The organism is Streptomonospora halophila, from assembly GCF_039542725.1.
GTDB lineage: Bacteria > Actinomycetota > Actinomycetes > Streptosporangiales > Streptosporangiaceae > Streptomonospora > Streptomonospora halophila.
Genome location: NZ_BAABIK010000024.1, coordinates 36,606 through 62,364 on the forward strand (window position 1 = coordinate 36,606; position 25,759 = coordinate 62,364).

General features: G+C 75.8%; 23 protein-coding genes and 2 riboswitches. Of the genes, 9 read left to right on the forward strand and 14 right to left on the reverse strand.

Features of this window, described 5'->3' with window-relative positions; genetic code table 11:
• Positions 1-60: 60 nt before the first annotated feature.
• From cobC to ABEA15_RS19030, 4 genes are all read right to left on the reverse strand, one after another.
• Complete coding sequence (cobC, locus tag ABEA15_RS19015; protein WP_345557968.1) at positions 61-1,113, reverse strand: Rv2231c family histidinol phosphate aminotransferase CobC; 1,053 nt, start codon at positions 1,111-1,113, stop codon at positions 61-63.
• On the reverse strand, positions 1,103-2,035 hold the full coding sequence (locus ABEA15_RS19020) for a sirohydrochlorin chelatase (protein WP_345557970.1): 933 nt from the start codon (positions 2,033-2,035) through the stop codon (positions 1,103-1,105). The genes cobC and ABEA15_RS19020 overlap by 11 nt, the downstream gene beginning before the upstream one ends.
• A gap of 275 nt (positions 2,036-2,310) precedes the next feature.
• Complete coding sequence (locus ABEA15_RS19025; protein WP_344145544.1) at positions 2,311-2,907, reverse strand: precorrin-8X methylmutase; 597 nt, start codon at positions 2,905-2,907, stop codon at positions 2,311-2,313.
• 39 nt (positions 2,908-2,946) lie between these two features.
• Complete coding sequence (locus tag ABEA15_RS19030) at positions 2,947-3,147, reverse strand: 4Fe-4S binding protein (RefSeq protein WP_345557972.1); 201 nt, start codon at positions 3,145-3,147, stop codon at positions 2,947-2,949.
• 158 nt (positions 3,148-3,305) lie between these two features.
• Positions 3,306-3,513: riboswitch (cobalamin riboswitch) on the forward strand.
• Between the two features lie 30 nt (positions 3,514-3,543).
• Between ABEA15_RS19030 and ABEA15_RS19035 the strand changes: the two genes are divergently transcribed.
• The 4 genes from ABEA15_RS19035 to ABEA15_RS19050 are packed head-to-tail and all read left to right on the forward strand — an operon-like array spanning position 3,544 to position 6,314.
• The gene (locus ABEA15_RS19035; RefSeq protein WP_345557974.1) at positions 3,544-4,281 is read left to right on the forward strand and encodes an energy-coupling factor ABC transporter permease; all 738 of its coding nucleotides are present in this window, start codon (positions 3,544-3,546) and stop codon (positions 4,279-4,281) included.
• 3 nt (positions 4,282-4,284) lie between these two features.
• On the forward strand, positions 4,285-4,683 hold the full coding sequence (locus tag ABEA15_RS19040) for an energy-coupling factor ABC transporter substrate-binding protein (RefSeq protein ID WP_345557976.1): 399 nt from the start codon (positions 4,285-4,287) through the stop codon (positions 4,681-4,683).
• Positions 4,684-4,689: 6 nt separating this feature from the next.
• Entirely contained in the window at positions 4,690-5,445 is a 756-nt protein-coding gene (cbiQ, locus tag ABEA15_RS19045; RefSeq protein WP_345557978.1) for a cobalt ECF transporter T component CbiQ, read from the forward strand.
• Complete coding sequence (locus ABEA15_RS19050) at positions 5,442-6,314, forward strand: energy-coupling factor ABC transporter ATP-binding protein (protein WP_345557980.1); 873 nt, start codon at positions 5,442-5,444, stop codon at positions 6,312-6,314. Before cbiQ ends, ABEA15_RS19050 begins: the two co-directional genes overlap by 4 nt.
• 271 nt (positions 6,315-6,585) lie before the next feature.
• On the opposite strand, the gene cobJ is transcribed toward ABEA15_RS19050, so the two are convergent.
• The 6 genes from cobJ to cobI all read right to left on the reverse strand — a co-directional run bounded on the left by cobJ (position 6,586) and on the right by cobI (position 13,054).
• Positions 6,586-8,370, reverse strand: coding sequence for a precorrin-3B C(17)-methyltransferase (cobJ, locus tag ABEA15_RS19055; RefSeq protein WP_345557982.1), 1,785 nt, complete (start codon positions 8,368-8,370; stop codon positions 6,586-6,588).
• Positions 8,371-8,394: 24 nt separating this feature from the next.
• Positions 8,395-9,627 carry a precorrin-6y C5,15-methyltransferase (decarboxylating) subunit CbiE gene (gene cbiE / locus ABEA15_RS19060; protein WP_345557984.1) on the reverse strand — a complete coding sequence of 411 codons (1,233 nt, stop codon included), beginning with the start codon at positions 9,625-9,627 and terminating at the stop codon, positions 8,395-8,397.
• Positions 9,624-10,160 (reverse strand): GNAT family N-acetyltransferase, encoded by a 537-nt coding sequence (locus ABEA15_RS19065; protein WP_345557986.1) that lies wholly within the window; start codon positions 10,158-10,160, stop codon positions 9,624-9,626. The genes cbiE and ABEA15_RS19065 overlap by 4 nt, the downstream gene beginning before the upstream one ends.
• Positions 10,157-11,350, reverse strand: a complete 1,194-nt coding sequence (locus tag ABEA15_RS19070) for a cobalt-precorrin-5B (C(1))-methyltransferase (protein WP_345557988.1) — start codon at positions 11,348-11,350, stop codon at positions 10,157-10,159. The genes ABEA15_RS19065 and ABEA15_RS19070 overlap by 4 nt, the downstream gene beginning before the upstream one ends.
• Before the next feature lie 4 nt (positions 11,351-11,354).
• Positions 11,355-12,212 (reverse strand): precorrin-4 C(11)-methyltransferase, encoded by an 858-nt coding sequence (gene cobM / locus ABEA15_RS19075; protein WP_344145524.1) that lies wholly within the window; start codon positions 12,210-12,212, stop codon positions 11,355-11,357.
• A gap of 98 nt (positions 12,213-12,310) precedes the next feature.
• Positions 12,311-13,054, reverse strand: coding sequence for a precorrin-2 C(20)-methyltransferase (gene cobI, locus ABEA15_RS19080; RefSeq protein ID WP_344145522.1), 744 nt, complete (start codon positions 13,052-13,054; stop codon positions 12,311-12,313).
• Positions 13,055-13,335: 281 nt separating this feature from the next.
• On the opposite strand from cobI, the gene ABEA15_RS19085 reads away from it, so the two are divergent.
• Complete coding sequence (locus tag ABEA15_RS19085; protein ID WP_425579414.1) at positions 13,336-14,715, forward strand: cobyrinic acid a,c-diamide synthase CobB; 1,380 nt, start codon at positions 13,336-13,338, stop codon at positions 14,713-14,715.
• Positions 14,712-15,305 (forward strand): GNAT family N-acetyltransferase, encoded by a 594-nt coding sequence (locus ABEA15_RS19090; protein WP_425579413.1) that lies wholly within the window; start codon positions 14,712-14,714, stop codon positions 15,303-15,305. The genes ABEA15_RS19085 and ABEA15_RS19090 overlap by 4 nt, the downstream gene beginning before the upstream one ends.
• Positions 15,306-15,926: 621 nt before the next feature.
• Here the strand turns inward: ABEA15_RS19090 and cobO are convergent.
• Complete coding sequence (cobO, locus tag ABEA15_RS19095) at positions 15,927-16,529, reverse strand: cob(I)yrinic acid a,c-diamide adenosyltransferase (protein ID WP_344145520.1); 603 nt, start codon at positions 16,527-16,529, stop codon at positions 15,927-15,929.
• A 139-nt stretch (positions 16,530-16,668) separates the two neighbouring features.
• The gene (locus tag ABEA15_RS19100) at positions 16,669-18,798 is read right to left on the reverse strand and encodes a putative cobaltochelatase (protein WP_345557991.1); all 2,130 of its coding nucleotides are present in this window, start codon (positions 18,796-18,798) and stop codon (positions 16,669-16,671) included.
• Positions 18,799-18,854: 56 nt separating this feature from the next.
• Positions 18,855-18,985: riboswitch (cobalamin riboswitch) on the reverse strand.
• Between the two features lie 277 nt (positions 18,986-19,262).
• Between ABEA15_RS19100 and ABEA15_RS19105 the strand changes: the two genes are divergently transcribed.
• Positions 19,263-20,687, forward strand: coding sequence for an amidase (locus ABEA15_RS19105; RefSeq protein ID WP_345557993.1), 1,425 nt, complete (start codon positions 19,263-19,265; stop codon positions 20,685-20,687).
• Positions 20,688-20,747: 60 nt separating this feature from the next.
• Here the strand turns inward: ABEA15_RS19105 and ABEA15_RS19110 are convergent, their stop codons facing one another.
• Positions 20,748-21,017 (reverse strand): DUF6504 family protein, encoded by a 270-nt coding sequence (locus ABEA15_RS19110; protein ID WP_344145633.1) that lies wholly within the window; start codon positions 21,015-21,017, stop codon positions 20,748-20,750.
• Between the two features lie 262 nt (positions 21,018-21,279).
• On the opposite strand from ABEA15_RS19110, the gene ABEA15_RS19115 reads away from it, so the two are divergent.
• The gene (locus ABEA15_RS19115) at positions 21,280-23,508 is read left to right on the forward strand and encodes a serine/threonine-protein kinase (protein WP_345557995.1); all 2,229 of its coding nucleotides are present in this window, start codon (positions 21,280-21,282) and stop codon (positions 23,506-23,508) included.
• A gap of 73 nt (positions 23,509-23,581) precedes the next feature.
• Positions 23,582-24,547, forward strand: a complete 966-nt coding sequence (locus ABEA15_RS19120) for a quinone oxidoreductase family protein (protein WP_345557997.1) — start codon at positions 23,582-23,584, stop codon at positions 24,545-24,547.
• Between the two features lie 72 nt (positions 24,548-24,619).
• On the opposite strand, the gene ABEA15_RS19125 is transcribed toward ABEA15_RS19120, so the two are convergent.
• Positions 24,620-25,726 carry an SPFH domain-containing protein gene (locus ABEA15_RS19125; protein ID WP_345557999.1) on the reverse strand — a complete coding sequence of 369 codons (1,107 nt, stop codon included), beginning with the start codon at positions 25,724-25,726 and terminating at the stop codon, positions 24,620-24,622.
• Positions 25,727-25,759 lie beyond the last annotated feature (33 nt).

Genomic DNA, 25,759 nt, shown 5'->3' on the forward strand with positions numbered 1-25,759 from the left:
TGGACACACGCATCGCAATCCTCACAACGCCGCGCGGGCACCCGCCGCCTCGCAGCGATCTCATCGCAACTCTGCCAGAGTCCGTGTCAGCCGGAGCGACGTATCACGGTCGCGCACCGCCACCCGCAGCCAGTCGGGCCCCAGCCCGGGGAAGGTGTCGCCGCGGCGTACGGCGATGCCCGACTCCCGCAGCCGGTGCCGCAGCGACCGCCCGCCGGCCGCCCTGACCAGCAGGAAGGAGGCGGCTGCGGCGGGAGTGACGTGGAGCCCGGTAGCTTCCAGGTCCGCGGCCAGCTCCGCGCGCCTGCCCGTCAGCCACCGCGCCCATTCCTCGGCCTCGGCCAGGGCGCGGGGCTCGCAGCAGGCGGCGGCCGCCGCGAGCGCGGGGGTGGAGACCGACCACAGCGGCTGGGCTCCGGCCAGCAGATCGACGGCGGAGGGCTCGGCGAGCACGTAGCCGGCGCGCAGCCCGGCCAGGCCCCAGGTCTTGGTGAGGCTGCGCACCACCACGAGCCCCGGCACCCCGGTGCGCCCGGCCAAAGACTCCGCCTCACCGGGGACGCAGTCGGCGAAGGCCTCGTCCACCACGAGGACGCGGCCCGGCCGGGCCAGGCGCTCCAGCGCGGCGGCCGGGTGCAGCACCGACGTGGGGTTGGTGGGGTTGCCCACCATGACCAGGTCGGCCTCCTCGGGAACGAGCTCCGGGTCCAGCTCGAAGCGCGGCGCCGGCAGCACGACCCGCTCGACGGGGTGGCCGGCTGCGCGCAGGGCCGCTTCGGGCTCGGTGAACTGGGGATGGACCACGACCGCCCGGCGCGGCCGCAGGACGCGGGCGAGCAGCACGAAGGCCTCGGCCGCTCCGGCGGTCAGCAGCACCTCGGCCGGGTCGCGGCCGTGGCGGCGGGCCACCGCCGCACGGCCCGGCGCGGGATCGGGGTAGGCGGCGATGCCGGACAGCGACGCCGCGATCCGCTCGGCCAGCCAGTCCGGCGGGGCGCCCGCGCGCACGTTGACCGCGAAGTCGAGGAGGCCGGGGCCCGTCTCGGCGTCGCCGTGGTGGCGCAGGCCGGGGCCGCCCTCGGCAGCGGCGCGGTCGGGCGCCTCAGTGCCCATGGCCGTGCCCGTGGCCGTGCGCGGGATCGTCGGGGTGGTGGTGGGGGGTCTGGGCGGCGCCGACCTTCTCCTCGAAGCCGGGCAGCGCGATGCGGTAGACGCAGGTGTCGCAGTTCATCCGGATGTCGCCCGCGCGGGCCTCGTCGTAGCGCTCGGCGATGACGTCGGCCAGCCCGTCGCAGTCGCCGACGACCTGCGCGCAGCGGACGTCGAGGTCGGGGTGCTCGCCGGCGAACTCCATGGTCTGGTCGGCCACCCGGTCGGGCAGCACGCCGGAGAACAGGAAGTAGGGCAGCACCACGATGCGCCGGGCGCCGAGCCGGCGGATGCGCTCCAGGCCTTCGGGGACGCTGGGCCAGGCCAGCGAGATGAACGCGGGCTCGACGAAGTCCACGCCCCGCGCGGCCGCGTGGCCCTCCTGCAGCAGGCGCGCGACCTTGCACACCTCGGCGTTGGCGTCGGGGTCGGTCGAGCCTCGGCCCACGAGCAGCACGGCGGTGGTCCGGGCTCCGGCGCCCTCGTCTCCCGCATCCTCGCCTTCGCCGGACGGCGCGGTGTCGAGGACCTCCTCCAGGCGCTCGGCGAGCAGCCGCAGCACCGTGGGGTGGGGGCCCAGCGGGCGCCCGTAGGCGTAGTCGAACCCGGAGTGGCGCTCCTTCTCGCGGGCGAGCGCGCCGGGGATGTCGCCCTTGGCGTGGCCGGCGGCCACCAGCATCATCGGCAGGGCGACCACCCGCTGGTGGCCCTTGCCGTAGAGGTCGCCGACGGCCTCGGTGAGCGGGGGCGGCGAGAGTTCGATGAAGCCCCCGGCGACCTCGCGGTCGGTGAAGCGGCGGCCCAGGCGCTCGACGAACGCCTCGAAGTCCGCCACGCCCTTGTCGTCGCGGGTTCCGTGTCCGACCAGCAGCAAAGGGGGTTGCATCCGATTCCTAACCGGTGAGTGGGGTGTTTCGGACACGCCTTCAGGCAGCGCTGTCCGACTTGTCGGGTTGGGGGGAGCCGCGTTGCGACGGCGGTGTGCTCGGATGCGCAGGGGCCCGGACCCGCGGGGTCCGCCGCTGCGCGGCGCGGTCGGCCCGGCGCCGTGCGGCGCCGCTGCCGCCGCCTGTTCGCGGTGGCCGGCTCCTCCTCTCTGACTCCTCGTTCAGCGGGCCGTTCCGGCGCGCGCCTCGCGGCGCGCCGCCGACGGTGCCCGGCTCACTCGGGTACGGGTACGGGACCGTACAGCAGAGCGTTCAGCGCCGCAGCGGCGACCGCCGATCCGCCCTTCTCCGAGACGTTGCTCACCTGTGGCAGTCCGCTCGCGCGCAGTTCGGCCTTGGACTCCGCGGCGCCCACGAAACCCACGGGCAGGCCGATGACCAGCGCGGGCTCGACCTGGCGGGCGACGATCTCGGTCAGCGCGGTGGGGGCGCAGCCCACCACCCAGACCGCACCGGGGCCGACGTCGGAGTAGGCGGTGCGCACGGCCGCCGCCGAGCGGGTGATCCCGGCCGTGCGCGCCAGGCGCTCGGCGCGCGGGTCGGAGATGCGGCACACGCAGTCGCGGGCGGTGATGCCCGCGGCGACCATCGCGACGTCGGTCACCACCGGTGCGCCCTCGTCCAGCAGCCGGGCGGCCTTCTCGACCGCGGCGTCGTCGATCACCAGGTCGGCGGCGTAGTCCAGGTCGGCGCTGGAGTGGATGACCCGCTCGGCCACGGCGCGGCTGAGCGGCGGCATGGGCCCCAGGTCGACCCGGGAGCGCAGGATGGCGAAGGACTCGGTCTCGATCGGGTGCACCCGCCGCTCCACGGTCGTCTCCTCCCCCTTGCTCCTGCTCTACCGGCGCGGTCACTCATCCAGGACGGCGATCGCGTCGGCCGGGCAGATCTCCACGCACTCCAGGCAGCCCGTGCACCGGTCGCCCAGTACGGCCAGGTGCCCGCCCTGCGGTCGGAGCGCGTGCTCCGGACAGGTCAGCAGGCAGGCTCCGCAGGCCGTGCACGACGATGTCACAGCCACCGGAGCGGTGGGCTCGGCGGGGTCGGCCAAGGCGCTCCTTCCGTGCGGCGCCGGCGCTGAGACCAGTGCCACCGCGGCGTCCCGGTGGCCCCTCAGGCGCGGCGCAGGCCCAGCGTACACGGGGTTTCGGGCAGGACCGCGGCAGCGCCCACGGGATGTCCTCCTATTGCGGATCCGCCGCTCGGGCCGTACGTTCGATGGGCCGTGGTGTTCGGGAAGTCCGGTTTGAAACCGGCGCGGCCCTCGCCACTGTGAGCGGGAAGTCCGATGCCCCGACCGCCGTTCGCGGCACGTCGGCGCAGGCCACTGGGAGCACCAGCGACGCTGCTTCTGGGAAGGCCCGGCGGAGGGCGGCGACCCGTCAGCCAGGAGACCGGCCACGGCGCGACGACCGTCCACGAGGTGCTGGAAGTTGGGTCCCCCGAGATGCATATCGCTGAAGGCTATTTGCCCTGGCAGCACGCCGCTGCCTGGACCGCCGCCGCGGCCCCGTTCGCCGCGCACGGTGTCCGGTCGCTCACGCAGGCCGTCCGTGCCGACCCCGATGCCAAGCTGCTCGTCGGCGCCGCCGGTGCGTTCTGCTTCGTGCTGTCGGCGCTGAAGATCCCGTCGGTCAGCGGAAGCTGCTCCCACCCCACCGGTGCCGGCCTGGGCGCGGTGCTGTTCCGCCCGCCCGTCATGGCCGCGCTGGGCACGATAACCCTGCTGTTCCAGGCGCTGCTGCTGGCGCACGGCGGGCTGACCACCCTCGGAGCCAACGTCTTCTCCATGGCGGTGGTGGGGCCGTGGGCGGCCTACGGCGCCTACCGACTCGTCCGCGCGGTCACCGCCTCCGCCGGCGAGCAGACCTCGCTGGGCGCGGCCGTGTTCTGCGCCGCCGCGCTGGGCAGCCTGGCCACCTACACCATGACCAGCGTCCAGCTGGCCCTGGCCTTCCCCGACCCCGCATCCGGGTTCCTCGGCTCGTTCGCGACGTTCGCCGGCATCTTCTCGGTGACCCAGGTCCCGCTGGCCGTGATCGAGGGCCTGGTCACCGTGGTGCTCGTGCGGCTGCTGTGCCGAGTCAGCCCCGACCAGCTGCGCCGGCTGGGAGTACTGACGCGGCCCGCCGCCCCGGCGCCCTCCGCCGACGCGACCGAAGCGACCGAGAAGAAGGCGGGCTGAGAGATGCCGAGGACCGCGACCACCTGGCTGCTGATCGCCGCCGCCGCGCTGATCGCCGTGCTGCCCCTGCTCATCGGGGCCGGCAGCCACGTGGAGGAGCCCTTCGCCGGAGCGGACGCGCAGGCCAAAAGCGCGGTGACCGACATCGACCGCGGCTACGAGCCGTGGTTCACCTCGATCTACGAGCCTCCCTCCTCCGAGATCGAGTCGGGCATCTTCGCCCTGCAGGCCGCGATCGGCGCCGGGATCATCGGCTACTACTTCGGCGCCGTCCGCACGCGCAGCAGGCTCGCGGGAGGCCGGGCGGTGCCGCCGGACGCCCCGCGCACCGAGACCGCCGAGCGGTCCGCGGACGCGGCTGCCGACACCGCCGAGGCGGACTCCGGCTCCGCGGAGCGGTAGCCGCGCGTGCTGGCGATCGACGCCGCCGCCTACACCAGTCCGTGGCGGCGGGTGCATCCCGCCGCCAAGGGCCTGCTGTTCGGCGGCCTGCTGGTGTGCGCGCTGGCGCTGCCCACGTGGCCCGCCGCGCCGCTGGTGGCCGCGGTCGCCCTGGCCGCGGCCTTCGGGCCGGCGCGGGTGTCGCCGCGCGCCTTCGCCCGCGCGGCCTGGGGGCCGCTGCTGTTCATCCTGACCGGGTCACTGGCGCTGCTGGTGACGGTCGGCGGAGCGCAGGGCGCCGTCGCGCTCGACCCCGAGGGCCCGGCCCGGGCCGCCGAGATCACCGGGCGCGCCGCCGCCGCGGTGTGCTGCCAACTGCTGTTCGCCTTCACGACCCCGCTGGCCGACCTGCTGCCGCGGCTGACGCGCATCGGGCTGCCCTCAGCGCTGGTGGAGGTGGTGGCGCTGATCTACCGCATGCTGTTCGTGACGCTGGACAGCGCCCGGCGCGTGCAGACCGCCCAGGCGGGCCGACTCGGCTACGTCGACCGGCGCGCGTGGGTGCGCTCGGTCGGGTCGCTGGGCGCCGCGCTGTTCGTACGCACCTTCCACCGCGCGCAGCGCATGCAGCGCGGCCTGGAGTGCCGCGGCTACACCGGAGAGCTGACGGTGCTGGTCGACGAACTGCCCCTGCGGCCCGCCGCGCTGATCGCCGCCGCGCTGCCGCCGCTGCTGGTCGCCGCGGCGACCACCGCCTACGTCTTCATTGGAGCAGGCCCGTGACCACCGCTTCCGGCGGCGACGCCACCGCCGCCCCGCCCGCCGCTCTCGCCGGTCTGGGGCTCTCCTTCGGCTACCCCGACTCCGCTCCGGTGTTCGCCGGACTCGACGTGCACATCGCCCCCGGCGAGGTCGTGGGCGTGCTCGGGCCCAACGGGGGCGGCAAGACGACGCTCCTGCGGCTGCTCTCGGGCAGCCTCACGCCCGACGAAGGCGAGATCCGCCTGGGCGGCCAGCCCGTGCGCCGCGGCCGCCGCGCGCTCGCCGAGCTGCGGCGCAGCGTCCAGCTGGTCTTCCAGGACCCCGACGACCAGCTGTTCTCCGCCAGCGTCACCCAGGACGTGTCCTTCGGCCCGCTCAATCTGGGCCTGGACACGGCCGCCGCGCGCGAGCGGGTGACTTGGGCCCTTGAGGCGCTGGAGATCACCGACCTGGCCGAGCAGCCCACCCACCTGCTCTCCTACGGCCAGCGCAAGCGGGTGGTACTGGCGGGTGCGCTGGCGATGCGGCCTTCGGTGCTGGTGCTCGACGAGCCCACCGCGGGGCTGGACCCCGAAGGCGTGGAGTCGCTGGTGCAGACGCTGGAGGGGCTGCGTGCCGCGGGTACCACGCTGGTGGTCTCCACCCACGACGTGGACCTGGCCTGGCGGTGGGCCGACACCGTGCTGCTGCTGGACCGCGGCCGACTCGCCTCGGGACAGGCCCGCGAGATCCTGGCCGATCCCGCCCTGCTCGCGGCCGCGCGGCTGCGGCCGCCCTGGGCACCCGCCGCGGGCCGGGCCCTGCGCGCCGCGGGCCTGCTGCCGCCCGGTACCCCCGGCCCGGCCACCCCGGAGGAGGCCCAGCGGCTCCTCGACGAGGCCGCGGGATAACGCACAACCCCCCAGTGCCTCAGCGGCAGCCCACCGAGCCGCTGACCCCGGCCGATGGAGGGGCGAGGACCCATCCCCGCGCGTGCGGGGAGCAGAAGCACCGCGTGCAGCCCTGGGAGCGCTGTGCGGGACCATCCCCGCGCGTGCGGGGAGCAGGCTGGATGACCTGCAGGGTTATGGTACGGCAGCGCTGGTTCCGTTCACTCCCCATGAAACAGACAATCCGCCCATACTGCCGCATCTGGACCTAGCGTGCCCTCTGCGCTGTGCCTCATCCGCGCCAGGTGTAGCCGCGCGGGGTGACGAAGCGGCCGGCGACGGTGCGGCTGGCGGAGCTGCCCACCAGGACCACCGTGTACATGTCCACCGCCTCGACCTCGCCGTCCAGCATCGCCGCCAGGGTCGTCACCGCTGCGTGCTCATCGTCGCGGGCCGCGTTGCGCACGTAGCCCACGGGCGTGTGCGGGGGACGGTGCTCGGCGAGGAGGCGCAGCGCCTCGGGCAGCTGCCAGTCGCGGCGGCGGCTGCGCGGGTTGTAGAAGCACACGGTGAAGTCGCCCTCGGCGGCCGCGCGCACGCGGCGCTCGATGGCCTCCCACGGCGTGTGCAGGTCCGACAGCGAGATGTAGGCGTGGTCGTGGCCCAGCGGGGCGCCGAGCCGGTGCGCCGCGGCGACGGCGGCGGTGATGCCCGGCACGCCCACCACGTCGATGTCCGCGCCGGCGAAGTCGAGCGCGGGACTGGCCATGGCGTAGACCCCGGCGTCGCCCGAGCCGATCAGCGCCACGGCCGCCCCCGCCTGCGCCTCGGCCACCGCGGTGCGTGCGCGCTCCTCCTCCTGTCCGAGGCCGCTGGCCACCACGCGGGTGCCCGGCCGCAGCAGGTCGCGCACCTGGTCGAGATACTGGTCCAGCCCCACGACGACCGAGGCCCGGTGCAGTTCGGCGAGCGCGCGCGGTGCCGCCAGGTCGCGGGCGCCCGGTCCCAGGCCGACCAGCGCGAGGCGGCCGCGGGGCCGCAGCCGCGCGACGGCCGCGGTGGCGTTTTCGGACTTCCGCTTGTCCGCCACGAGCGCGGCGGAGGCCCCGTCCTCACCGGCCGCGCGCAGCGCGGCGGCCTCGGCGACGCTGGGGGTGCCGACCTCGGCGCGCACCACCTCGCTGGGATTGGGTACGTCGACCCCGGCCAGCTCGGAGGCGGGGAGGACCCGCACCGGCCAGCCGCGTTCGGCGGCCGCCCGCAGGATGCCCTCCTCGTCGGCCTTGGCGTCGACGGTGGCGAGGGCGCGCACCGACCGCGCGGACAGGCCCGCCTCGGCCAGGGTGCGGTCGACGAGTGCCCCGACCTCCTCGGCGGCGGCGCCGCGCGCCGAGCCGACCCCCACCACCAGCGACGGCGGGCGGTAGACGACGGTCGGCACCGCCGGAGCGGCCTCCGGAGCCGCGGCGCGGTCGCTGACGCGCAGCAGCGCCTCCGCCGACTCCCGCGGTGTTGCCGTCGAGGCGTTGGGCGGAAGCGGGGGCAGCGGCCAGGCCCGGTCGCCGTCGAACTCCAGGCGCACGGGCCGGCCCGAGAGCAGGGCGGCGCCGGCGGGCGCCAGCGGTGCGGTGTCGGCAACGGTCAAGCCCAGGTCGGCCCCGTAGGAGTCGAGCGGTGCGGCAGAGGCGGCGTCGCTGGCGGTGGTGACGACCGGCCGGCAGCCCAGCACGCCGGCGACCTCCACGGCCAGCGCGTTGCCGCCGTGGTGGCCGCCCAGCACCGCGACCGCGTGCTGCAGCGCCTCGTCGACGCAGACCACCGGCGGGTCGGTGTGCTTGTCGCCGAGGACCGGTGCCAGGGCGCGCACCGTGGCGCCGACGGCCAGGAAGGCCACTACTGCGCCGCAGTCGGCGAAGGCGCTGCGCAGCTGCTCGCCCGCGCGGTTTTCGGTGGACGTGCGGACCCGGTCGGGCCAGGCCGCCTGCAGGCGGCCGGCCGCGGTGCGGCCGCGCTCGGTCACGGCGATGACGCCGATGGCGCCGCTGTCGGTCATCTGGGCCTTTCCGGTCGGGTGCATCGGTGGAGCGGAGTGGGGCGCGTCTCAGGTCGCGTCCGTGCGTACGCCCCACAGGAGGGTCACCGGGTTGGCTGCGGCCAGCCGCAGGGAGCCGTTGGGCAGGCCTGCCAGTCCGGAGGCCTGCAGCTGGGTTCCGTCGGCCGTGTAGCCGGCGGCGGTGAGCAAATCGTGCAGCGGGCGGATGCGGTCGAGCGAGGCCAGGGCGGCGACGACCCGCCGAGGGCGGTGGGCCAGGACCGCGGCCGCGACCGCGTCGTCTCCCCCGCCGACGAACGCCGCGTCGGGGGCCAGCCGCGCTGCGGCGCCGTCCAGGTTCGCGGCGGCCTCTCCTGGGTGCACCTCGACCGCTACCCCGTGGGCGCGCGCGTTGGCGCGGATGCGGTCGCAGTCGGCGGCGTTGCGTTCGAAGGCGACGGCGCGGGCCCCGAACCTGGCGGACTCCACGGCGACCGACCCGCTTCCGGCGCCGACGTCCCACACGACGGTGCCGGGCCGGGGCGCCAGCCGGGCCAGCGCGACCGCGCGCACCTCGGGTTTGGTGATCAGGGAGGCGCGGTGCTCGAAGGCGTCGCAGGGCAGGGCCCACTCCGCCGGCGCGCCCTGGTGGCCGGGCAGCCAGGCCATGGCGGGAGCGAGTGCGCGCTCGGGGTCCACGGACAGGACGACGTTGGGTGCGGCCCAGCTGCGCTCGGGTGCCGGGTCGCCGGCGGCGATGCGCACGACCTCCTCGCCGGGCGACCCGAGCCGCTGGGCGACGTGGACCTCGCGGCCGGCGCGCAGCAGTTCGGGCAGGAACGCCTCGGGGCCCGCGCTGCCGGGGGCGGTGAGCACGGCGGCCTTGGGGTGGGCGAGCGCGGCGGCGAGCGCCCGCCGCACGCCGCGTCCGGAGCCGCCGCGGCCGTGTGCCGACACCACGACGGCGTCGTCCCACGGCAGGCCGATGCGCGCGAATGCGGCGGCCACCGAGGACACGGCGGGCACCACCTCGGGGTCGGCGCCGCGGGCGCGCAGGCTGCGCAGCACGCCGAAGAAGCCGGGGTCGCCCGAAGCCAGCACGGCGGCGGGTCCGCGCGCGGCCAGCACCGCGTCCGTGGCCGCGCGCAGGTCGCCGATGGGCACCCGTTCGGCGCCGTCGCCGATGCCGCCGGCGACGGCGTCCAGATGGCGCGGGGCTCCGGCCACGCACACCGCCGCCGCCAGCGCGTCGGCGGCCCGCCGCGGCAGGGGCCCGCCGTCCAGTCCGATGACGGTGATCATGCGCGCGGGTCCTCCAGCGCGAGCTTGAAGCCGACGTGCGTGGCGGCGAATCCGAGTCGGGTGTAGAAGCGGTGAGCGTCGGCGCGGGCGGCGTCCGAGGTCAGCTGCACCATCCGGCATCCGCGGGTGCGCGCCTGCTCGACGGCCCAGGAGACCATGCGGCCGCCCAGCCCTCGGCCGCGTTCGCCCGCGGCCACCCGAACCGCCTCGATCTGCGCGCGCGTCGCGCCGCGGTGGGACAGGCCGGGCAGGTAGGTCAGCTGGAGCGTACCGACCACGGCCCCGCCGCGTACCGCCACGGCCACCAGCGTCCAGGGGTCGGCGTCGATCCGGGCGAAGGCCTCGCGGTAGGGGGCGAGGTCGCCGGGCGTCTCCCGATCGGCGCCGCGCACGTCGTCGGCCAGCAGCGCGACCACCGCCGCGAGGTCGTCGGCGCTCGCCCGCCGGATCGCGACCCCCTCGCCCCCGTCGGCTCCGGCCGATGCCGCCTCCGCCCGCACCGAGCGGGTGCTGTCGGCGTCGCGGCCGGTCATGCGTCCTCCGGGGCGGCGGCGACCACGTGCTGACCGGTGAAGTCGACCATCGCGACGTCCACCCCCAGGGCTCCCTCGGTGAACCGGGTGAGGACACCGGCGACGCGGCGGCACAGCTCGGTCCCGGCGGCCTCCAGGAGGCCCGCCCGCTCCCAGATCTCGTAGGCGTGGCGTCCGGTGTTGGCGGCGTCGACCTCGGCGGCCAGGTCCTCTCCCCCGCCGACGCGGCGGGTGACGTCCCCGAGCAGCTCGGTGGAGACCTTGGACCGGGTGTAGTGGGTCATCAGCACGCCGGAGGCCAGCTTGGTCAGCTTGCCCGCCATCCCGACGAAGGACACGCGCGCCAGCCCGTACTCCACCGCGCGGCGCAGTGCCGCACCGGTGAAGTCGCCGACCTCGACGAAGCACACCTGCGGCAGGCCGGGGTGGCGCAGCATGGCGCCCTTCTCGGTACGCCCGCCGGTGCACAGCACGAGGGTGTCCTCGCCCTGGGCGGCCATCACCGACACGGCCTGCTCGACGCTGGCGCGCCAGGACGCCGTGGAGAACGGCCGCACCACGCCCGTGGTGCCCAGGATGGAGATCCCGCCGATGATGCCCAGGCGGGCGTTCGTGGTCTTGCGCGCCATCCTCTCGCCCTCGGGGACGCTGATGACCACGCGCAGGCCCGCTCCGGCGGCGCCGCCGACCTCGCCCACGGCCTGCTCGATCATCTGCGCCGGCACCGGGTTGATGGCGGGGCCGCCCAGGTCCAGCCCCAGGCCGGGCCGGGTGACGACGCCGACCCCCACGCCGCCGTCCAGCTCGACGCCGGGCTCGCCGCGCCGGGTGACCGTCGCGGTGACGTGGGCGCCGTCGGTGACGTCAGGGTCGTCGCCGGCGTCCTTGACCACCACCGCCTCGGCCCGGTCCGGCGCGGTCAGCCCGCAGCGCTCGGTCGCGAAGGTCACCCGCCGCCCCGAGGGCAGCGCCACCTCGACGACCTCGACCGGCTCGCCGGTGGCCAGCGCCGACGCGGCCGCCTTGGCGGCCGCCGACGCGCACGTCCCCGTGGTCCAGCCGGTGCGCAGCGCCTTCTGCCGCACCTTCATGGTGCGCGGTAGGTCGGGCTCGCGCGGCTGCGGCTCCTCGTGGCCGCCGGGCGCGGACCGCGCTTCGGCGCCGCGCCGGCGCCGCGGACTGTCGGTCACGTCTCTATGCTCCCCGGCGCTCCTCGCGCAGTCGGCGGCGCGCCTCGCGGTCGGCGCGGCGGTGGGTGTGGAAGTGGCCCGGGTGGTACAGGTGCGAGCGGGTACCGCCCGCGCTGAGGGCGGGGCCCACCAGCACCAGGGTGTGCTTCCACAGCCGGTGCTCCTTGACGGTGGCCTCCAGCTCGCCCAGCTCGCAGTGCACCACCAGCTCCTCGGGCCAGGTGGCCTGGTAGGCGACGACGCAGGGCGTCTCGGGCGGGTAGCCGCCCTCGATCAGCTCCTCCTGGAGCCGCCCCGAGCGCGCCGCCGACAGGAACAGCGCCATCGTGGTGCCGTGCCGGGCGAACTCGCGGACCTCCTCGCCCTCGGGCATGGGGGTCTTGCCGCCGCCCAGGCGGGTCAGGATGACCGACTGGGCGACCTCGGGGACGGTCAGCTCGCGCTGGGCGATGGCGGCGACCGCGCTGAACGCGGACACGCCCGGGATCACCTCGACCGCCAGCCCGAGTTCCGCGCAGACCTCCACCTGCTCCTGCATGGCGCCCCACAGCGCCGGGTCGCCGGAGTGGATGCGGGCGATGCGCAGGCCCTCCTCGGCGGCGCGGCGGTAGTAGGGCAGCACGCCCTCCATCGGCAGTTTGGCCGAGTCGACGACCTCGGCGCCGGGACCGGCGTGTTCGAGCACGTCCTCGTGCACCAGGCTGGCCGCCCAGATCACCACGTCGGCCTCGGCGATGGCGCGGGCAGCGCGGACGGTGAGCAGGTCCGCTGCGCCCGGACCGGCGCCGACGAACACGACGGTCCCACTCGCGGCTCCGCTGCTGTGCTCACTGGTGTGCTGGCTGGCCATGCCGTCGTTCACGTACCTCTCGTGGGTCGGGGCTCGTGGTGGGGGCGCGGGCGGCGCCGGCTGCGCCGCGGCCCCGCGCCGGGACGGCCGGGGCGCGCCCTGGAGGGGGGTCACAGCTTCCCGCCGCGTCCGGCCTCGCGGCGCGCGGGCGCGATGAGGGTGGACAGGTAGGGCAGGCCGGCGCTCTGCAGCTTGTCCAGCGGGGCGATCTCCTCGTCGGGCAGGCCGAGCCGGGCGCCGTACACCGAGTCCTCGCCGCGGCCCGCCTCGCGTACGGCCTCGGCGACCTGCGGCGCGAACCGGCCGAACTTGTAGGCGACCACGGTGGCGTCGGAGTCCAGCGCCGAGCGCAGCCGCTCCGCGCCGCCGGTGACCGGCAGGAGGGTGAGGGGTTCGGATCCTTCGGCCAGCACGCGTCCCGACCGCGCGGCCAGGTCCTGCATGGCGGTGACACCGGGCACGGTCTCCACCTCGGTGGCGGGAGCCAGCTCGCGCACCGTCTGCGCCAGGTAGGTGAAGGTGGAGTAGACGTTGGGGTCGCCGATGGTGGCGAACGCCACGGTGGTTTCGCCCTCCTCGAAGTGCCGCAGGACCGCGCGGGCCGCCGCGTCCCAGGCGCGCACCCGCCGGTCGCTGAGGCCGTGGCGGTCGTTGAGCGCGAAGACGGCGCGTTCGATGCGGGAGGCGTCGACGTGGGCCCGCACGGTGGCCTCGGCGCGCCCGGGCTCGTCGCCGGCCAGTACCGGGACGATCACGGCGTCGGCCTCGCGCATGCGCCGCACCGCCTTGACCGTCACCAGCTCGGGGTCGCCCGGCCCCACTCCGACCCCGACCAGCCGTCCGCGCGTGCCCATACCACCGCTTCCTCGTCGACTGCGTTGCGCGCCCCTCCGCCGCGCGGACGCTCCGCGCCGCTCGGCTGCGGCGGCTGCGCCGGCGGGGGCCGAGGCAAGCGTATCGGTGCGCCCTGTGCCGCCCGTCGTCCGGGACCGGTCTGCGCAGAAGCCGCGACCAGGGGCGGCGCGCCGGATGCCGCCGCCGACGGCCTAGCATGGCCACCCGGTGGTGCCTGGCGGCCGCCGTCCCGGCGGTCACCGAAGCGAGGAGGAGGAAGCGCGTGCCCGTGCTACCGCGAGTGGTGATCGCGGCCCCGTCGTCGAGCAGCGGCAAGACCACCGTCGCCACCGGCCTCATGGCCGCGCTGGCGGCGCGCGGCGAGCGCGTCTCCGGGCACAAGGTGGGCCCCGACTACATCGACCCCGGCTACCACGCGGTGGCCACCGGGCGGCCCCCGCGCAACCTCGACCCGGTGCTGTGCGGCGAGGAGCGCGTCGCGCCGCTGTTCCTGCACGGTGCGGCCGGCGCCGACATCGCCGTCGTCGAGGGCGTGATGGGCCTGTTCGACGGCGCCGCCGACTCCGCGGGCTTCGCCGGGCCGGGCGACGCGGGCTCCACCGCCCACGTGGCCGCGCTGCTGGGCGCACCGGTGGTCCTGGTGGTCGACGCCTCGCGCAGCGCGCGCTCCGTCGCCGCGCTGGTACACGGGTTCTGCACCTACGACCCGCGGGTGCGCATCGCCGGGGTGGTCCTCAACCGGGTGGGCTCCGAGCGCCACGAGCGCATCCTGCGCGCCGCGCTGGAGGACGCGGGCACCGCGGTGCTGGGCGCGATCCGGCGCCGCGAGGAGGTGCGCACGCCCTCCCGCCACCTCGGCCTGATCCCCGCCGCCGAGCGGGCCGACGAGGCCCGCCGCGCCGTACGGGAGCTCGGCGAGCTGGTGGCCGCCTCCTGCGACCTGGAGGCGGTGCGCGCCGTCGCCCGCGCCGCCCCCGCGCTGGCGGACGAGCCGTGGGACCCGCAGGCGCAGGTGCGGCCGCCGCGAGGGCCGGCGCCGCCGCGCCCGCCGCGGATCGCCGTCTTCGGCGGTCCCGCCTTCACCTTCGGCTACACCGAGCAGGCTGAGCTGCTGCGCGCCAGCGGCGCCGAGGTGCACACCGTCGACCCGCTGCGCGAGGAGGCGCTGCCCGAAGGGACCGATGCGCTCATCGTCGGCGGCGGGTTCCCCGAGGTGCACGCCGCCGAGCTGTCGGCCAACGCCGCGCTGCGCGGCGCCGTGGCCGGCCTCGCCGCGCGCGGTGCGCCCGTGGCCGCCGAGTGCGCCGGGCTGCTCTACCTCTCCCGCAGCCTGGACGGCGCGCCGATGTGCGGCGTGCTGCCCGCCGACGCCGCGATGACGGGCTCCCTCACCCTGGGCTACCGCTCGGCCGTGGCGGTCGGCGACACGGTGCTCGCGCGCCGGGGCGCCCGCGTGCGCGGCCACGAGTTCCACCGCACGGCGGTCGAACCGCGCTCGGGCGCGCAGCCGGCCTGGCAGTGGGAATCCGGTGGCGGCGAGGGCTACGGCTCTGGCAGCATCAGCGCTTCCTACCTGCACGTGCACTGGGCCGGCGAACCCGCGATCGCCGAACGGTTCCTGGCGGCCGCGCGTGCCGACACCGAGGGGGTGGCCGAGTGACCGGCGCCGACGAATCGCCGCTCATGCCGTCGGTGGTGCTGCGCACCGAGAGGCTCGTGCTGCGGGCCCACACCGGCGACGACATCGACGCCGTCTTCCGCGGCGCGGGCGACCCCGGGGTGCAGCGCTGGCTGCCCATGCCGCGCCCCGGCAAGGCCTACACCCGCGCCGACGCCGAGGACTGGTGCCTGGTGTCCGCGCCGCACGCGCGGGTGAGCGGTGACGGCCAGCAGTGGGCGGCCGTGGAGGCCGAGACCGGCGCCTACGCCGGCTCGGTGGGCCTGACCCGGACCATGTGGCGCGCGAGCTCCACCGAGGTCGGCTACTGGATGGGGCCGTGGGCGCGGGGACGCGGGCTGGCGACCGAGGCGGTGGTGGCCCTCTCGCGGTGGGCGCTGCTCGACCGGCGCTTCGAGCGGGTGGAGCTGAAGGCCGCCGCGGGCAACACCGCGTCGCGGCGGGTGGCCGCGAAGGCGGGGTTCACCTACGAGGGCACCGAGCGCAACGCGATGCCGCTGCACGAGGGCCGCGCCGACCTGGCGGTCTACAGCCTCATCCCGGCCGACCTGGGCCGGGACGGCACCGCCTAGCCCAACGCCGGCTCGGCCGAGCGGCTGGAGGCTCATGCGGGCGGCGGCTGTGCGGAAGCGCCCGGGACCGCGGCCATCAGCTCGGTGTCGGCGTACTCCTCGACCCGCACCGCCGTGCCCGCCCTTCATCCGGAACACCCGGCGGTACTCGTTCTCGCAGACGCGGCCGGTCGCGGTCGCGTCGCCGGGGCCGGCGGCCTCGACCACCACGCGGGTCTCCCTCGGCGGTGGAACGGTGCGGCGCGACCGCGCACCGGGCGCGAGCCGGGCCTGCAGAGGGCCGAGCAGCTCGGTCAGCACGGCCTGCCTGCCGTGATAGGCGCCCGACCACGCTGAGAGGTGCCGATGGCGGTCCAGACGACGTCCTCGTGGAGGCAGGCCGCCCACGGCCCGACATCCCCCTCGGCCGGCGCCGCGTAGGCCTCCTCCCGGAGCCCGGTTCGCGGCCGCGTCCGCGGCGCCTCGTCTGCGTCGCCGGCGGGCGGGACCGGCGTCCCGCCCGGCCCCGCCGAGGGCGGCCCGCGCGGAGGCGGGCCCACCACCGGTTCCCCTGCCGCCTCGCGGAAACGTCCGAAAAGCGCGCGGAACGTCCGGTGCGCGGCGGGCGGGAGCCGCGTCAGCTCACCACTCGATGCCGCGCTGCCCCTTCTGGCCGGCGTCCATGGGGTGCTTGACCTTGGTCATCTCGGTGACGAGGTCGGCCGCCTCCCGCAGCCGGGGGTCGGCGTCGCGGCCGGTGACGATCACGTGCTGGTGGCCGCTGCGCTGCGCCAGCGTCTCGACCACGTCCTCGACGTCGACCCAGCCCCACTTCATGGGGTAGGTGAACTCGTCGAGCACGTAGAGGCGGTAGGTCTCGGCGGCAAGGTCGCGCTTGATCTGGGCCCAGCCCTCCGCGGCGTCGGCGGCGTGGTCCTCCTCGGTGCCCTGCCGCTGGATCCACGACCAGCCCTCGCCCATCTTGTTCCAGTCGACCCGGCCGCCCTCGCCGGACTCGCCGAGGACGCGCAGCGCGCGCTCCTCCCCGATGCGCCACTTGGCCGACTTGACGAACTGGAAGACGCCGATGTCCCAGCCCTGCGACCAGCCGCGGGTGGCCAGCCCGAACGCGGCGGTCGACTTCCCCTTGCCGGGGCCGGTGTGCACGATCAGCAGCGGTCGGTTGCGGCGCTGGCGCGTGGTCAGTCCGTCGTCGGGCACGTAGGCGGGTCTGCCCTGCGGCATCGTGGTCTCTTCCCCTCGGTTCTCGGACTTCTCGCGTTTCTCGGACGCCGGAGGCCGCGGGTCCGGGCGCCGCCGGAGCGCGGCTGCGGACGACCGGCGTCCGGGGCGGCGCGTCGGACGCGCTTCGCCCGACGGGTACTCAGGCGGCGCGCCGGGTGGAGCGCACCAGGCCGCTCAGCGCGTCGGCGCCCAACTCCTCCAGGTGCACCGACTCGCCGCCCATCTCGGCGGCCAGCCGCTGGGCCAGGCCCAGGCGCACCGGCCCCGACTCGCAGTCGACGACGATGCCGTGCACGCCCCGGGCGCCGATCCGCGCGCCGGCGCGCAGCGCCTCGTCGAGCCCGCCGCGGGTGGCGCGCCCGTCGGTCACCACCACGAGCAGCGCCCGGCGGGCGGCGTCGCGCAGCCGCTCCACACGCAGCACCTCCGCCGCGCGCGCCAGCCCCGCCGCGAGGGGGGTGCGCCCCCCGGTGCGCAGCTCGCGCAGCCTGCGCGCGCCCGCCTCCACCGACGAGGTCGGCGGCAGCTCCACCTGGGCGCCGGTGCCGCGGAAGGTGACCAGACCGACCTTGTCGCGGCGCTGGTAGGCGTCCAGCAGCAGGCTCAGCACGGCGCCCTTGACGGCGCGCATCCGCTGCCGGGCGGCCATGGAGCCGCTGGCGTCCACGCAGAACAGCACGAGGTTGCCCTCGCGGCCTTCGCGCACGGACTCGCGCAGGTCGCCGGGGCGCACGATGAGCCCCGGCCCCCTACGGCCGCGGGCGCGCTGATAGGGCGCCGCCGCGCGCAGGGTCGCGGTCAGGTGCAGACCGCGCACCGCCGAACGGGGCACGCGCGCGCCCGAGGTGCGGCCGAAGGGCGTTTCGGCCCGGGAGCGGCGGCCGGGCGCGCCCTCGCCTACGCCGTCGAGGCTGAACAGGCGCGGCCGGTAGGTCTCGCCGGCCTCCGCCTGCGGTCCCCGGCCCGGGTCCTGGGGCCGCGGCGGCGACTGCTCGCCACCGGGGTCGTCGTCGGCGTCGCCGGAGCCCGCCGGCCGGGGACCCGAGGGGGCGCCCCCGGCGTCGCCGCCGGGCGCCTCGCCGGAGTCGGGACCGGAGTCCTGCGGGCCCTGCCCGTCGCCGTCGCCCGGCTGCGCGGAGGGCTCCTCCGCCGAGGATCCGGGGTCCGGGCCCTGCGCCTCGGCGCCGCCGCCACCGCCGCCCGTGTCGTCGCCGGCGCCGTCCGGCTCACCCGGGTCTTTTGGGTCCGCATCACCCGCCTGGTCCAGCGCCTCCTGCAGCCGGTCCTCGTCCAGGTCGGGCGCGTCGAAGGGGTCGCGCCTGCGCCGGTGCGGCAGCGCCAGGCGGGCGGCGTCGCGCACGTCCTCGGGTGCCACCTCGCCGTGGTCGCGCCAGGCGGCCAGCGCCATGGCGGCTCGGGCGGTGACGATGTCGGCGCGCAGGCCGTCGACGTCGAAGGCCGCGCAGACCGCCGTGACCTGCCGGAGTGCGGCGTCGGTGAGCACCACACCCGGCAGGCGCTTGCGGGCGGCCAGAATGCGGCCCGCGAGCTCGGCCTCGTCCCGCGCGTAGCCGGCGGCGAAGCCCTCGGGGTCGGCCTCGAACGCGAGCCTGCGGCGCACCACGTCCGCGCGCAGCTGCGGGTCGCGGGTGGCGGCGACCTCCACGGTCAGGCCGAAGCGGTCCAAAAGCTGCGGCCGCAGCTCGCCCTCTTCGGGGTTCATCGTGCCCACGAGCAGGAAATGCGCGGCGTGGCGCACCGAGACGCCTTCGCGCTCAACGTGCGAGGTGCCCATGGCCGCCGCGTCCAGCAGCAGGTCGACGAGGTGGTCGTGCAGCAGGTTGACCTCGTCGACGTAGAGGACGCCGCGGTGCGCCTCGGCGAGCAGGCCGGGCTCGAAGGCCTTGACGCCCTCGGTCAGCGCCCGCTCGATGTCCAGCGAGCCCACCAGCCGGTCCTCGCTGGCGCCCACCGGCAGTTCGACGAGCCGCGCGGGGCGCTCGCCGGGCACCGCGGAGTCGGCGTGCGGGCCGTCGGGGCACTCGGGGTCGGGGGCGGCGGGGTCGCAGCCGAACCGGCAGCCCTGCACGACGTCGAGGTCGGGCAGCAGCGCCGCCAGGGCGCGCACCACGGTCGACTTGGCGGTCCCTTTCTCACCGCGGACCAGTACGCCGCCGACGTCCGGGGACACGGCGTTGATCAGCAGCGCGAGCTTCAGGTCGTCCATGCCGACGACCGCGCTGAAGGGGTAGCGAGCAGGAGCGCTCACGCGGGTCAGTCCTTCCTCGGGAGTCCACGCCCATAGGGGTCTTGCCCGGTGCCGCGCAGTCTCCTGGCTTCCAGATCACCGCTCGCCCGCCGCCTTCCCACCGGAGGGGTTCCGGCAGTGGCGCTCGTTGCGGGGCCGCTCCCTGGTCACAGTGGCGGGACCGTCCCGGATTCACACCGGGTTCCTGCGCGCCGCGGCGCGGCCGGGACGCTCCCGGCCGGGTACGCCCGGCGCCGGCACCGCCAACAAGAGTCTCATACCGCGCCCGTCCGGCCTCCACCGCGTCCACCGCCGCGCAGCGCAGCGGCCTCGGCGAGATCCGCCCGCCGCCGGGGCGGCGCTCCGGCGACGATCACCCTTGCGGCGGCGCCCCGATCGGGATGGGATGGCCGCACCCGGACACCAGCGCCCGCCCGGCCCGCGGCCTGCGGGGCGGCATCAGACGACCGGAGGACCCTACCGCGATGCGCGACGACGAGACCGCCGACATCACCCGCCGACCGGCCCGCGAGCTCGCGCGGATGCTGCGCGCACGTGAGGTCTCCGCCCGCGAGGTGGTGGCCGCGCACCTGCAGCGCGTCGAGGCGGTGAACCCGGCCGTCAACGCCGTGGTGACGCTGTGCGGCGAGCGCGCCATGGACGAGGCGCACGCCGCCGACGAACTGCTGGCCTCGGGCGGCGAACCCCCGCCGCTGCACGGGCTGCCGATGGCGCACAAGGACACCCACGAGACCGCGGGCGTGCGCACCACGTTCGGCTCGCCGGTCTTCGCCGGCCACGTGCCCGACCGCGACGAACTGGTGGTGGCGCGGATGCGCGCTGCCGGGGCGATCACCATCGGCAAGACCAACACCCCCGAGTTCGCCGCCGGATCGCACACCTTCAACCCCGTGTTCGGGCTGACCCGCAACCCCTACGACACCGCGCGCTCGGCGGGCGGCAGCAGCGGCGGCGCGGCCGCGGCGCTGGCGGCGGGCATGCACGTGATGGCCGACGGCTCCGACATGGGCGGGTCGCTGCGCAACCCCGCGTCGTTCAACAACGTGGTGGGGCTGCGGCCGTCGCCGGGGCGGGTGCCGCAGCACCCCGCACCGCTGGGCTGGTCGCAGCTGTCGGTGCAGGGCCCGATGGCGCGGGAGGTCGACGACGCGGCGCTGCTGCTGTCGGTGATCGCCGGCCCCGACCCGCGCAGCCCCGTCGCCCTCGGCGAGTCGGGAGCGGCGCTGGCCCCGCCGCTGGAAGCCGACGTGCGCGGCCTGCGCCTGGCGTGGTCGCCGGACCTCGGCGGGTCGGCCCCGTGCGAGCGGGCGGTGACGGAGGCCCTGGCGCCCGCGCTGGAGGTCTTCTCCGAGCTGGGCTGCGAGATCGCCGAGGACGCCCCCGACCTCTCCGGCGCCGACGACGTCTTCCGCACGCTGCGGGCCTGGCAGTTCGAGGCGACGCTGGGACCGCTGCTGGACCGCGAGCGCCCGCGGATCAAGCCCAGTCTGGCCTGGAACATCGACGAGGGCCGCAAGCTCTCCGGCGCCGACGTGGCGCGCGCCGAACTGGAGCGCACCCGCATCTACCACCGTGTGCGCGAATTCTTCGAGCGCTACGACGCGCTGCTGCTGCCGGTGAGCCAGGTGGCGCCCTTCGACGCGGACCTGGAGTACCCGGCCGACATCGACGGCGCCGAGCAGCAGACCTACCTCGACTGGATGCGCTCCTGCTACCACATCACCGTCACCGGCTGCCCGGCGCTGGCCGTGCCCGGCGGGTTCACGCCGGGCGGGCTGCCGGTGGGCCTGCAGATCGCCGGACCGCACCGGGCCGACCGGCGGGTACTGGAGATCGGCCGCGCCTTCGAGCGCGCCACCGGCCACGGCCGCCGCCGACCGCTGCTGTAGGTCGCGGCCAGGTCGCGGCGCCCGCGACCTGATGCGGCCGGATGCGGCCAGGCGGCGGGGTCAGTCCCAGACGCGCGCCAGCAGCCATCGGTCCGTGGCGGAGTCGTGCTGGAGCTCGTAGACGCCCAGCGCGCCGGAGGATCCGGCTTCGACCCGCCAGTGGGCGCGCTGGGGCAGGTGCTCCTGCACCTCGGGTGACCAGTCGGCGCGCAGGGTGACCCAGTGGTCGACGATGTGGCGGACGTTGTAGACCCGGTGCTCCCATACGAAGCGCACCGGCCGCCCCTCGTGCTCGGTGACCGCGACCGGCACACCGTAGACGTGGCCCACTGGCGACACTCCCCTCAAGCTGCGGCGCCCTCGATCGGGCGGCCTGGGCCTGCGGGGAAGAACAGGCGCTTATTCGAACGTGTGTGCTAACACTAGCCGATCCTGTGGATCCGCGGAACCGCGACGCGCCGCATCCTGTCTAATATCAGGAACACCCCGCCCCCAGTCGGCGAACTCGTGCGAACCCGCCCCGACTCGCCCTGTCCGGGGCGTCTGTACGCTGAGACCCCGAATCGCCTGCCGGCCTAAGGAACGCAGCACTGTGACGGACATCGGGCACGAGCGCGCCAAACCCCTGCGCACCGGCGACCCCCACCAGCTCGGCGACTACCGGATCGAGGGCAGGCTGGGGCGCGGCGGCATGGGGACCGTCTACCTTGCCCGCGACACCGCCGAACGGCTGGTGGCCGTCAAGCTGATCCACCCCGACCTCACCGACGACCCGGACTTCCGCCGCCGCTTCGCGCGCGAGGTCGAGTCCGCCCGCAAGGTCGCGCGCTTCTCCACCGCCGGGGTACTCGACGCCCGCCTGGACGGCGACCCGCTGTTCATCGTCTCCGAGTACGTGCCCGGACCGAACCTCGCCCAGGCCATCAGCGCCGAGGGCCCGATGCGCGGCGGCACGCTGGAGAGCCTGGCCCTGGGCGTCGCGGCGGCGCTGACCGCCATCCACCGCGCTGGCGTCATCCACCGCGACCTCAAGCCCGGCAACGTGCTGCTCTCGGCGGTGGGACCCAAGGTCATCGACTTCGGCATCGCCCGCGCGATGGACGACGAGAGCGCGGTCACCCGCTCCAGCCAGCTGATGGGAACGCCCTCCTACCTGGCTCCCGAGCTGATCGCGGGCGGCCCGATCACGCCCGCCTCCGACATCTTCTCCTGGGGCTGCCTGGTGGCCTACGCCGGTATCGGCAAGGCGCCCTTCGACGCCCAGACGGTGCCGGCCGTGCTGCACCTGATCAGCTCCGGCGAGGCCGACCTGGAGGGGCTCGACCTGCGGCTGAGCGACCTGGTCCGCAGCGCGCTGGACAAGGAGCCGGGCAACCGCCCCACCGCCCAGCGGCTGCTGAGCATGCTCGTGGGCGAGGACGACCCGGGCGAGGCGATCGTCGACAGCACCGTCGTGGAGTCCTGGACCCCGCCGTCCGTCGTCGGGGCCGCCGGGACGGCGGCCCCGGGCGCGGGCGCAGGCGCCGCACCCGATTCCGGACCCGACGCGGTCCCGACCGAGCAGTCGACCCGTGCACTCGCCCCCGAGTCCCCCGCCCGGCCGCCGACCACGCAGCCCTCCACCCACGCCGTCCCGCCGGTACCGGAGCGGCCCGCGCCGGGGCCCCAGGCACCCTTCGGCCAGGGCGCCCCGGGACACGCGCCCGGGGGCAGCGGCTTCCCCCCGCCCGGCCCGCCGCAGCAGCCCTACGGCCACCCGTCCGGCCCGCAGCCCCCGTACGGACCGGGATCCAGACCGCAGGCGCCGTACGGGCCCGCGCCCGGCGCCGGTCCTTCGGCATCGGGGCCCTACGGGACCCCGTCGGGACCCCAGCAGCCCTACGGAGGGGGTTCCGGTCCGCAGCAGCCCTATGACGCCGGGTCGCCGCCCTTCGGACAGCCCTCGGCCGGCATCGGCGGGCCGGGCGTGCCCGGTGCGGGCGGCGCAGCCCCGGCGAGCGGCCCCGCGCCCGGCAGAGGCCGTACCGGACTGCTCATCGGCGCCGTCGCGGGAGTTCTGCTCCTGATCGCCGGAGGCGTGCTCGGCTCCGTGCTGCTGCTCGGCGGCGGTCCGCCCGAGGGCACCCTGATCTACGAGGACGACTTCGCGAGCAGCGCCTGGGAGTCCACCGAGTACGACCCCGAGGACGAGTTCACCGAGTACGCCTACCACCCGGAGAACGGCCTGATCCTGCGCGTGTCGGAGTACAACGACTTCAACGGCAGCATCGGCGCCTTCGCGCCCTACACCGGCACCTACCCCGAGGCCGTCCTGGTCGAGGCCGAGGCCGAGGCGCTGGCCGGGCCCGCCTACAGCGAGTACGGCCTCCGGTGCTTCCACCGCAGCACCGAGGACGACGTGGTCACCCACTACGAGGGCCTGGTGCGGTTCGACGGGGGCAGCGCGCAGCTCCGGCGCGTGGGCGGCGAGTCCGGCGAGGCCGCCATGGCCACCACGGACGACGTCGGCGGCTACGTCCAGCCTCCGGACAAGCTGCCCATGCGCGACGGCACCGACGACGGCAACGGCGAGTCCGTCACCAACACGGTGGCCATGGCGTGCGAGTACGACGAGGAGGCGAAGACCCTGGCCGTCAATCTGTGGGTCAACGGCGAGCACGTCCTGGAGGCGGTCGACGACCAACCGCTCGCCGGCGGCAAGACGGGCGGCACCGGCGTGACGCTCAAGCGCCGCGGCAGCGAGACCGACACGCCGATGGTCGGCTTCCACCGCTTCGGGGTGCAGCGGCTGAGCTCGGCCGGCTCCGGCGGCGACGCCTAGGGTGGGGTGCGGGCGGCCGCCGTCGTCGCCGCCCGCACCCCACGCACACTTGGGCAACCGGGAAGGGTCAGGCATGCGCGCCATCGTCATCGAAGAGCAGGGCGGCCCCGAGGTCATGCGCCTCACCGAGACCGCCGACCCCGAGCCGGCCTCCGGCGAGGTGCTGATCGACGTCGAGGCCCGCGGGGTCAACTTCATCGACGTCTACCAGCGCAGCGGCGCCTACTCGGTCTCCACCCCCTTCACCCCCGGCGTCGAGGCGGCCGGCCGCGTGGCGGCGGTGGGCGCCGGAGTCACCGGGTTCGCCCCCGGCGACCGGGTGGCCTGGGCGATGCTGCCGGGCGGCTACGCCGACCGCGCGGCGGTCCCGGCCCGGCGCGTCGTGCCCGTGCCCGACGGCGTCACCGCCGAGCAGGCCGCTTCCACGCTGCTGCAGGGTATGACCGCCCACTACCTGACCCACTCCACCTACGCCGTGCAGCCGGGCGACACGGTGCTCGTGCACGCCGCCGCGGGCGGCACCGGGCTGCTGCTCGTCCAGATGGCCAAGGCGCGCGGTGCGACCGTCATCGGTACCGCCTCGACCGAGGCCAAGCAGGCGCTCGCCCGCGAGGCCGGCGCCGACGAGGTCATCGACTACACCCGCCAGGACGTCGCTCCCGCGGTTCGCGAGCTGACGCGCAGCCGCGGAGTGGCGGCCGTCTACGACGGCGTCGGAGCCGACACCTTCGACGCGAGCCTGGAGTCGCTGCGCCCCCGCGGCGTCCTCGCGCTCTTCGGCCAGGCCAGCGGTGCCGTGCCGCCCGTGGACCCGCAGCGGCTGAACTCCGCCGGCTCGGTCTTTCTGACCCGGCCGAGCATCACGCACCACATAGCCTCGCGCGAGGAGCTGCTGGAGCGCGCGGCGGACGTGTACGGGCTGGTCGCCTCCGGGCGCCTGGACGTGCGCGTCGGCGGGCGCTACGCGCTGGAGGAGGCGGCGCGCGCCCACGAGGACCTCACGGCCCGGCGCACCACCGGCAAGCTGCTGCTGGTCTGATCCGCCCCGCGACCGGCGGCGGCCCGCTGCGGGCCGCCGCCGGGACCGCCCGGCGCGGGCGGTGCGGCGGGGCTACTCCTTGTCGCGCGGGCGCGGCTCGGGCACCTGGCCGCTGGCGGCGCCCGCGGCGGCCTCGGCCTCCTCGCGCGCGCTCGCCACCGCCTGGGCGGCGATCTCGGCGGCGTGGCCGGCGGCCTCGGTCGGGGACTCGCGGTGCTGGCCGGCGGTCAGCTCGCCGGGCGACTCGCGGCCCTGGACCCCCTCGGCCTCCGGGCCCTCCTCCTCGGCGGAGCCGGTGGGCGCGGCCGCGCCGGCGTCGGCGGAGAACGCCTTGGACACGTTCTGCACCGCCTGGCTGAGCTCGCCGGGGATGACCCAGAAGGTGTTGCCCTCGCCGTTGGCCAGGTGCGGCAGGGTCTCCAGGTACTTGTAGGCGAGCAGCTTGGGATCGGCGTTGTTGGCGTGCACGGCCTTGAATACGAGCTCGATCGCCTGTGCCTCGCCGTCGGCCCGCAGGATGCGCGCCTGCTGGTCGCCCTGGGCCTCCAGGATGGCCTGCTGGCGGGCGCCCTCGGCGGTGAGGATGCGCGACTGGCGCTCACCCTCGGCGTGCAGCACGACGGCGCGCTTGTCGCGCTCGGCGCGCATCTGCTTCTCCATCGCCTCCTTGATGGAGGGCGGCGGGTCGATGGCCTTTATCTCGACCCGGTTGACTCGGATGCCCCATTTGCCGGTCGCGTCGTCGAGGACGCCCCGCAGCATGGAGTTGATCTCCTCGCGCGAGGTCAGCGTCCGCTCCAGGTCCATCCCGCCGATCACGTTGCGCAGCGTGGTCACGGTGAGCTGGTCGATGGCGGCCAGGTAGTTGGCGACCTCGTAGGCGGCGGCGCGCGGATCGGTGATCTGGTAGTAGAGGACCGTGTCGATGTTGACGACGAGGTTGTCCTCGGTGATCACTGGCTGCGGCTTGGAGGAGAAGACCTGTTCGCGCAGGTCGTACTTGGTGTTGACGCGGTCGACGACCGGGATGATGAAGTTCAGGCCCGGCTGCAGGGTGCGCTGGTAGCGGCCGAACCGCTCGATGTTGTAGGCGCGCGCCTGCGGGACGATCCGCACGGTCGACAAGACGGCGAGTACGACCAGGACGGCGATGACGATGAAGAGGATGTCGATCCCCATGGCGACCTCCTGGGTGGCTGTGTGGACGGAGCC

Coding starts and splice junctions, on each gene's coding strand:
- cobC (WP_345557968.1), bottom strand. CDS start 1,113: ATGGGCACTGAGGCGCCCGACCGCGCCGCTGCCGAGGGCGGCCCCGGC.
- ABEA15_RS19020 (WP_345557970.1), bottom strand. CDS start 2,035: ATGCAACCCCCTTTGCTGCTGGTCGGACACGGAACCCGCGACGACAAG.
- ABEA15_RS19035 (WP_345557974.1), top strand. CDS start 3,544: ATGCATATCGCTGAAGGCTATTTGCCCTGGCAGCACGCCGCTGCCTGG.
- ABEA15_RS19040 (WP_345557976.1), top strand. CDS start 4,285: ATGCCGAGGACCGCGACCACCTGGCTGCTGATCGCCGCCGCCGCGCTG.
- cobJ (WP_345557982.1), bottom strand. CDS start 8,370: ATGCACCCGACCGGAAAGGCCCAGATGACCGACAGCGGCGCCATCGGC.
- cbiE (WP_345557984.1), bottom strand. CDS start 9,627: ATGATCACCGTCATCGGACTGGACGGCGGGCCCCTGCCGCGGCGGGCC.
- ABEA15_RS19065 (WP_345557986.1), bottom strand. CDS start 10,160: ATGACCGGCCGCGACGCCGACAGCACCCGCTCGGTGCGGGCGGAGGCG.
- cobI (WP_344145522.1), bottom strand. CDS start 13,054: ATGGGCACGCGCGGACGGCTGGTCGGGGTCGGAGTGGGGCCGGGCGAC.
- cobO (WP_344145520.1), bottom strand. CDS start 16,529: ATGCCGCAGGGCAGACCCGCCTACGTGCCCGACGACGGACTGACCACG.
- ABEA15_RS19105 (WP_345557993.1), top strand. CDS start 19,263: ATGCGCGACGACGAGACCGCCGACATCACCCGCCGACCGGCCCGCGAG.
- ABEA15_RS19120 (WP_345557997.1), top strand. CDS start 23,582: ATGCGCGCCATCGTCATCGAAGAGCAGGGCGGCCCCGAGGTCATGCGC.
- ABEA15_RS19125 (WP_345557999.1), bottom strand. CDS start 25,726: ATGGGGATCGACATCCTCTTCATCGTCATCGCCGTCCTGGTCGTACTC.